The sequence below is a fragment of the Bifidobacterium sp. LH_389 genome (assembly GCF_056357235.1).
Map to the genome: position 1 here is coordinate 558994 of NZ_JBKEVR010000001.1, position 7070 is coordinate 566063.

A 7070-nucleotide genomic window follows, 5' to 3' on the forward strand; every position below is an offset into this window, starting at 1 on the left:
CGTCAGCCTTCGGTCTTCTGCGCGGCACGGATCTTGTCCTTCGTGTCGCGGTCGTTGCCGGAGTCTCCGGTGGACAGCGCGGCGATGAACGCCTCCTGCGGCACCTCCACGTGGCCGAGCATCTTCATGCGCTTCTTGCCGGCCTTCTGCTTTTCGAGCAGCTTGCGCTTGCGCGTGATGTCGCCGCCGTAGCACTTGGCGAGCACGTCCTTCCTCAAGGCGCGGATGTTCTCGCGGGCGATGATGCGCGAGCCGATGGCCGCCTGAATGGGAATCTCGAACTGCTGGCGCGGAATCAGTTCGCGCAGCTTCTTGGTCATCATCACGCCGTAGCTGTACGCCTTGTCCCGGTGCACGATCGCGCTGAACGCGTCCACCTTCTCACCCTGAATGAGAATGTCCACCTTCACCAGATCCGCCGCCTGCTCGCCGTCCTCATGGTAGTCGAGCGAGGCGTATCCCTTGGTGCGGCTCTTGAGCTGGTCGAAGAAGTCGAACACGATCTCCGCGAGCGGAATGCGGTAGTGCATCTCCACGCGGTCGGTGGAGATGTACTCCATGGTGCCCATGATGCCGCGATGGTCCTGGCACAGATCCATCACCGAACCGATGAACTCCTTGGGCGTGATGATGTCCGCCGCGACCATCGGCTCGACGATCTTCTTGATCTTCCCGTCCGGGAACTCGCTCGGGTTGGTCACGTGGTGCACGGTGTTGTCCTCCGCGGTCACGTCGTACGGCACGTTGGGCGCGGTGGAGATGAGGTCGAGTCCGAATTCGCGTTCCAGGCGCTCGGAGACGATCTCCATGTGCAGCAGGCCGAGGAAGCCGCAGCGGAAGCCGAAGCCCAGCGCCACGGAGGTTTCCGGCTCGTAGATCAGGGCCGCGTCGTTGAGCTTGAGCTTGTCGAGCGCGTCGCGCAGTTCGGGGAACTGGGCGTTGTCGATCGGGAACAGACCGGAGTAGACCATGGGCTTCGGGTCGCGGTAGCCGGGCAGCGGTTCAGTGGCCGGGCGGGCGGCGGAGGTCAGCGTGTCGCCCACCTTGGACTGGCTCACGTCCTTCGCGCCGGTGATGATGTAGCCGACCTCGCCGGCGCCGAGCGCCTTGGTGGGCGTCATGTCCGGGCTGATCACGCCGATCTCGATGGGCTCGTGCGTCATGCCGATGCCCATCATGTGCACCTTCTCGCGGGACTTGAGTTCGCCGTCCTCCATGCGGATGTAAGTGACGATGCCGCGGTACGAGTCGTACACCGAGTCGAAGATGAGCGCGCGCGCCGGGGCCTTCGGGTCGCCGTGCGGGGCGGGCACCTCCATGACGATGCGGTCGAGCAGGTCGGCCACGCCCTCGCCGGTCTTGCCGGAGACGCGCAGCACGTCGGACGCGTCGCAGCCGATGAGCCCGGCGATCTCCTCGGCGTGACGATCCGGTTCGGCGCTCGGCAGGTCGATCTTGTTGAGCACGGGAATGATGGTCAGGTCGTGGTCGATGGCCATGTACAGGTTCGACAGCGTCTGCGCCTCGATGCCCTGCGTGGCGTCCACGAGCAGCACCGCACCCTCGCAGGCGGCGAGCGCGCGGGAGACCTCGTAGGTGAAGTCCACGTGGCCGGGGGTGTCGATCATGCCGAGCGTGTACTCGGTGCCGTCGAACGTCCACGGCACGCGCACGGCCTGCGACTTGATGGTGATGCCGCGCTCCTGCTCGATGTCCATGCGGTCGAGGAAGCGATCGCGCATCTCGCGTTCGGGCACGATGCCGCTCAGCTGCAGAATGCGGTCCGCCACGGTCGACTTGCCGTGGTCGATGTGCGCGATGATGCAGAAGTTGCGGATCAGCGACTGATCGGTATACCCGGGCTTGTTCCTCTGCTCAACCACCTGACTCGGCTCCTTCACTTCACAAGGTTCAAACGAACCAAGTGTAGCGTCCGGCATACCCTACGTGCCGAGACTCACGGGCATTTTCCCCGAATTCCCCGCCAATTCGCAAAACACGGCACCGTTTGGGGTGAACCTGTGTTATCATGTCAGTTTGTATGTCCTTGTAATACACGTTTACGTCGTTTGGAGTAGATAGTGGCTAACATCAAGTCGCAGAAGAAGCGCGTGCTGACCAACGAGAAGGCGCACCAGCGCAACGTTCAGGTCAAGTCCGCCGTGAAGACCGCCATCCGTCACACCCGCGAGGCCATCGCCTCCGGTGACAAGGCCGCCGCCGAAGCCGCCTATCAGGTGGCCGCCCGTCGTCTGGACAAGGCTGCCAGCAAGGGCGTGATTCACAAGAACCAGGCCGCGAACCGCAAGTCCGGCCTCGCCGTGGCGATCAACGCGCTCTGATCCTGACCGTTCAGGGTCAACCTTCGGAAAGTCCCGCAGTCCCGCACAGGGGTTGCGGGACTTTCCCCTTTTCAGGGCATTATTGCAAGGCACTATTTCAGGGCATGCCCTTCGGCCTGCGCATCGCCGGAATGCTCCCCGCCGTCCACTGTCTCCCCGTTATCCGCATCCGTCCCGTCAGTCACGCTCCTGCGATCCACCGCACCGGGCAGCGTGAGGTTGCAAGCCACGGACACCATGCGCAGCGTGAACACCACGATCACGATCACCACGTCCAGAATCATTTCCGCCTGCATGCCGATCGCGGACGCCCGCACGCCCTTGTACACGAGCACCGTCAGCACGCAGCCCACCAGCGAGGGCACGGCATACAGGTGCCGGTCGCCGATGATCATGGGCACCTCCCCCACCATGAGGTCGCGGAACAGTCCGCCGGCCAGCGCCGTGGCCATGCCGAGGAACACAGCCGTCATACCGGACGATCCGAACGCCAGTGCCTTCGCGGTGCCGTTGACGGCGAACAGGCCGAGCCCCAGCGCGTCGATCGCCACCATCGTCCACTTGAACCGGCTCACTTCCGGATGCGCAACGGCCACGATGAGACCTGACACCAGACAGGTGAGGATGTAGCCCTTGTCGGTGATGCCCACCGGGGGCAGGTCGCCGAGCAGGGTGTCGCGCACGAGACCGCCGCCGAGCGCCGTCATCCACGCGCACATGAGTATGGAGAACAGATCGAAGCCCTTGCGCACGGCGGACAATCCGCCGGACAGCCCCCACACGAAGATAGCCAGATACTCGATCCCCACGAACACCGCGTTCGACTCCAGCGCCACCGTCATCGTGTGCCCTCCCTCGTCCGTCGCATGCCCGCCGGTCGTCCGGGCAGGTCGCCGCGTGCCAGCATAGCCACTCCCCTGCTCAACGGCCGTCCGCGGCGCGCCCGAGGTCACGGCCCTTACATGCCACAATCGGAAGAACCCAAAAACCTCCATAACGCCAAAGGACAACGGAAAAGCCTAGGCAACGATGGCACCGCCTAGGCTTCACGAAAAACAAGGGGGCACGGAACCGCCGACTAGCCGGCCGGCCATTCACGGCCGAACCGGCACGACTCCAACTCCCCGTGCGTACAGATACGCGCCAGCAGCACATGCTTGCGCGTCACCCTGTACACCAACAGCACATCCGGTTCGACGTGACACTCCATATACCCGGAAAAGCATCCCCGAGGATTGACCAGCGCATGCGGTTCGCACGACTCGGGAACCCCGCCGTACACGGTAAGATGGTTCTCGATCAGATCGAACACGGATTCCGCATACTCACGACGGAACCGTTTCAGGCGACGCAGATCGGCATCGAACGTCGGCGTATCGACATAGTCGAACACGCTACTCGCCGTCCAGCACCGAACGCAGATGCCTCAACAGCCCATCACGCGTGCGGAACACCATCGCACCCTCCGGCAGCGCATCGGATTCATCCGCATACCGGGCGACCACCTTGTTCAGCTCGGCCTCCAACGTCGTGCCCTGCAACGCGGCACCGCGCATCGCACGCACGTACGTGTTCCGGTTGAACGAAACCACATGCGGACGCCTGCCCCTGACCTTCACCATGGCAATCACCCCGATCCGTCGGATACCTACAGGATACAGCATCACGCCGCCTCGACCAGCGAATGTAGTCATAATGACCTCACTCCCTTGTGAGGCATGCTATAATAGACATGCCTCACTGAATTGGTTTGATATTTATTTAGCTAGGCATGAGCCCACGTAGGTGCAACTACGTGGGCTCACTTTTACCCCAGCTTCAGCGCGTCCGATCGGACACGCCTAGCGCCCAGACGTCCCCATAAAGAGCACGCCTAGGCTTGAGTCGGATTACCCGCCGATTCCTCGGGCGAATCATCATCCAGCAACTTACGCGGATTAGACACACGTAAGGCATCACATAGCTTGATAGCCATGCCCAACGTCATATTCTCGATCGGACGACGTCCAGTCTCGTAATCACCAACGTTGCCTCGGGACATGCCAACCTTGCCGCCTAATTCTGCTTGGCTCCATCCGCGCTTCAGCCGTAGACTCTTCAAACTCATGTGACTCACCTACCTCTGGTGAGTCCGATTCTACTCACGCAACGCGAGGTCCCAGCCGAGTTCACCGACCAGGCACCGGAACCATGCCATCCTCGCATCCATCGCACCGCTCGCTCCACGAACTCACGCGCGCGGATTGAGCGAAATCCGTGCGTAGCACGGCAACCCCTGAGCCACCCACCTCATCACGAAAACCAACGAAAAAGCCCCTTGCGAATACCGCGATTCGCAAGGGGCCTCAAAACAGGCTGGCAGTAAGCCTGTCAGCACACCTTCCACATCCAGTTGTGCGGATCCTCGCGCTCGCCCAGCTGAATGCCGAGCAGCTCGTTGCGCAGATCCAGCGTGAGCTCGCCGGATCCACCGTCGCCCACGGTCACGTCGAATTCCTTGGACTTGAAGCGGCCGATCGGGGTGATGATGGCGGCGGTGCCGCAGGCGAACACCTCGGTGACGTCTCCGGACTTGATCTGTTCGAGCAGGTCGGTCAGCTTGATCATGGTCTCCACCACGTCGATGCCGCGGTCCTGCATGAGCTGGATCAGCGAGCGGCGGGTGACGCCGGGCAGGATGTTGCCGGTCAGGGACGGGGTCTCCACGTGACCGTCCTTGTGGACGATCATCATGTTCATGCCACCGAGCTCCTCGAGGTACGTCTTGGTGGCGGCGTCCACGAAGCACACCTGCTGGCAGCCGTTCTCAATGCCCGTGTACTCGCCGAGCAGGGAGGCCGCGTAGTTGCCGCCGCACTTGGCGAAGCCGGTGCCGCCGGGGCCGGTGCGGAACCACTTGTCCTCCACCCAGATGCTCACCGGCTTGACGCCGCCGGGGAAGTACGGGCCGGACGGGGAGGCGATCACGCAGTAGTCAACCTCCTGCGGGGCGCGCACGCCCAGGAACGGTTCGGAGGCGAACATGAACGGACGCATGTACAGCGTGTATTCGCGGCGGGACGGCACCCAGTTGGCGTCGCGCTTGACGAGCGCGGCCACGGAACCGAGGAAGTCGTCCACGGACAGCTCGGGCAGGTACAGGCGCTTGGCAGAGTTCTGGAAACGCTCGGCGTTCGCGTCCGGGCGGAACAGCCAGGTGGAGCCGTCCGCGTGACGGTACGCCTTGAGGCCCTCGAAGACCTCCTGCGCGTAGTGGAGCACGGAGGCACCCGGATCCAGCTTGAGCGGCGCGTACGGCTCGACGCGACGGTCGGACCAACCTTCGCCCTTGGTCCAGGTCATGTGAGTCATGTTATCGGAGAAGACCTGTCCGAACGCCGGCTTGTCGATGAGCTCCTGACGCTTGGCGTCGGAGGCCGGGTTGTCGTTGGGCAGGACGGTGAACGCTTCGGTGAGCTTGTCGAGCGCCGCCGGATCGTGATGAGATGCTTCAGTCATATTCTTGCTTCTTTGATGGGCGCCGGCCGGCGGATGGAACGTCGCGGCAGACGCTGATATGGTCAAGATGCCTTGCGCTTGTGGCGTTCGGCCTAGGAGGCACTATCGCACATTCGGACGCCGGCGGCGTGACACGGTTCACATTATGAAAGATCGTCGCGCCATGCCGCCCGGGAAGCCCGGAATGCCGAGGATGCCCGGAATGCCAGAACGGGGAGCCCGCGTGGCGGCGGACTCCCCGTTGCTCAGGGGTTCTGGACCGATCGGAGGGATCAGGCCTTGGCGTCGGCGGCCGGAGCGGCGGCATCCGCGGCGGGAGCGGCGGCCGGGGTCTCCGGGGCGGCGTCCTCGGGAACCTCGACGGACACGACGGAGGTATCCGGATCGTCGATGACGAGCTCGGAGCCCTCGGGCAGCTTGACGTCCTTGGCGAGGACCTTGTCGCCGTCGGCCAGGCCGTTGACGTCGATGACGATCTTCTCGGGCAGGTTGGCCACGTCGGCGCGGACCTCGAGGTGCTGCAGGTCCACGAACGCGACGGCGGCGCCCTTCGGCAGGCCTTCGACGAACACCGGCACGGTCACGTTGACCTTCTCGCCGGCACGGACCTCGTAGAAGTCGATGTGCTCGATGATGCGCTTGATCGGGTTGTGCTGCACGTCCTTGACGATGGCCATCTTGCTCTGGCCGTCGAACTTGATGTTGAACAGGGCGTTGCGGTTGCGCAGCTCGTAGGTGGTGGACTTGAGCGGCAGCTTGATGAAGGTCGGCTCGGCGCCGCCGGCGTAGATGGTGGCCGGAATCTGGTTGGCGACGCGCATGCGGCGGGCAGCGCCCTTGCCGAACTCGTTGCGGACTTCGCCCTCGAGCACGATGGTATGTGCCATGATGTTTTCTCCTTGAAATAATTTCAGTTTGCTCCGTCCCGGCGCCACGACGCGCCGCGAAACGACCCAAGGAGCCGTACCATCACGTCGAGTCGATAACGGAAGCGGACCGGCCGCATTCCCTCGCCAAGACAACAGTCCACCAGTATACCATCACGCTGGACAACCCGTGCCCCGCCCGGGTTCTAAATAGAAGCGCAACACCCGCTCTAAGGTTGGAAGTGTTCAAGTCCACAACCGAAGAGAAAGTGTCGCGCTCATGACGAAAGTGTATTCCCACCTGTCGGCCGAGGAAAGAAACCGCATCGACGAGCTAAGGAACCGCGAGGGACTCGGCGTGCGC

At 63.2% G+C, this 7070-nt stretch carries 8 protein-coding genes; 1 reads left to right on the plus strand and 7 read right to left on the minus strand.

Translation table 11 applies throughout. From position 1 onward, the window contains the following. Positions 1–2: 2 nt before the first annotated feature. Positions 3–1883: a translation elongation factor 4 gene (gene lepA / locus AC1AZA_RS02420; RefSeq protein WP_476513135.1), complete on the minus strand. Its 1881-nt coding sequence runs from the start codon at positions 1881–1883 to the stop codon at positions 3–5. A gap of 198 nt (positions 1884–2081) precedes the next feature. On the opposite strand from lepA, the gene rpsT reads away from it, so the two are divergent. Then, on the plus strand, positions 2082–2342 hold the full coding sequence (gene rpsT / locus AC1AZA_RS02425; RefSeq protein ID WP_476513136.1) for a 30S ribosomal protein S20: 261 nt from the start codon (positions 2082–2084) through the stop codon (positions 2340–2342). Between the two features lie 92 nt (positions 2343–2434). Here the strand turns inward: rpsT and AC1AZA_RS02430 are convergent, their stop codons facing one another. The 6 genes from AC1AZA_RS02430 to AC1AZA_RS02455 all read right to left on the minus strand — a co-directional run bounded on the left by AC1AZA_RS02430 (position 2435) and on the right by AC1AZA_RS02455 (position 6727). Beyond that, a complete protein-coding gene (locus tag AC1AZA_RS02430; protein WP_476513137.1) occupies positions 2435–3184 on the minus strand; it encodes a trimeric intracellular cation channel family protein in 750 nt (249 codons plus the stop codon). 236 nt (positions 3185–3420) lie between these two features. Beyond that, positions 3421–3735 (minus strand): type II toxin-antitoxin system mRNA interferase toxin, RelE/StbE family, encoded by a 315-nt coding sequence (locus AC1AZA_RS02435; RefSeq protein WP_476513138.1) that lies wholly within the window; start codon positions 3733–3735, stop codon positions 3421–3423. 1 nt (position 3736) lies between these two features. Continuing rightward, positions 3737–4036 carry a hypothetical protein gene (locus AC1AZA_RS02440; RefSeq protein ID WP_476513139.1) on the minus strand — a complete coding sequence of 100 codons (300 nt, stop codon included), beginning with the start codon at positions 4034–4036 and terminating at the stop codon, positions 3737–3739. 179 nt (positions 4037–4215) lie between these two features. Next, entirely contained in the window at positions 4216–4449 is a 234-nt protein-coding gene (locus AC1AZA_RS02445) for a helix-turn-helix domain-containing protein (protein ID WP_476513140.1), read from the minus strand. A gap of 263 nt (positions 4450–4712) precedes the next feature. Next, entirely contained in the window at positions 4713–5840 is a 1128-nt protein-coding gene (locus tag AC1AZA_RS02450) for a branched-chain amino acid aminotransferase (RefSeq protein ID WP_476513141.1), read from the minus strand. Positions 5841–6112: 272 nt separating this feature from the next. Then, the gene (locus tag AC1AZA_RS02455) at positions 6113–6727 is read right to left on the minus strand and encodes a 50S ribosomal protein L25/general stress protein Ctc (protein ID WP_476513142.1); all 615 of its coding nucleotides are present in this window, start codon (positions 6725–6727) and stop codon (positions 6113–6115) included. Positions 6728–7070: the final 343 nt, after the last annotated feature.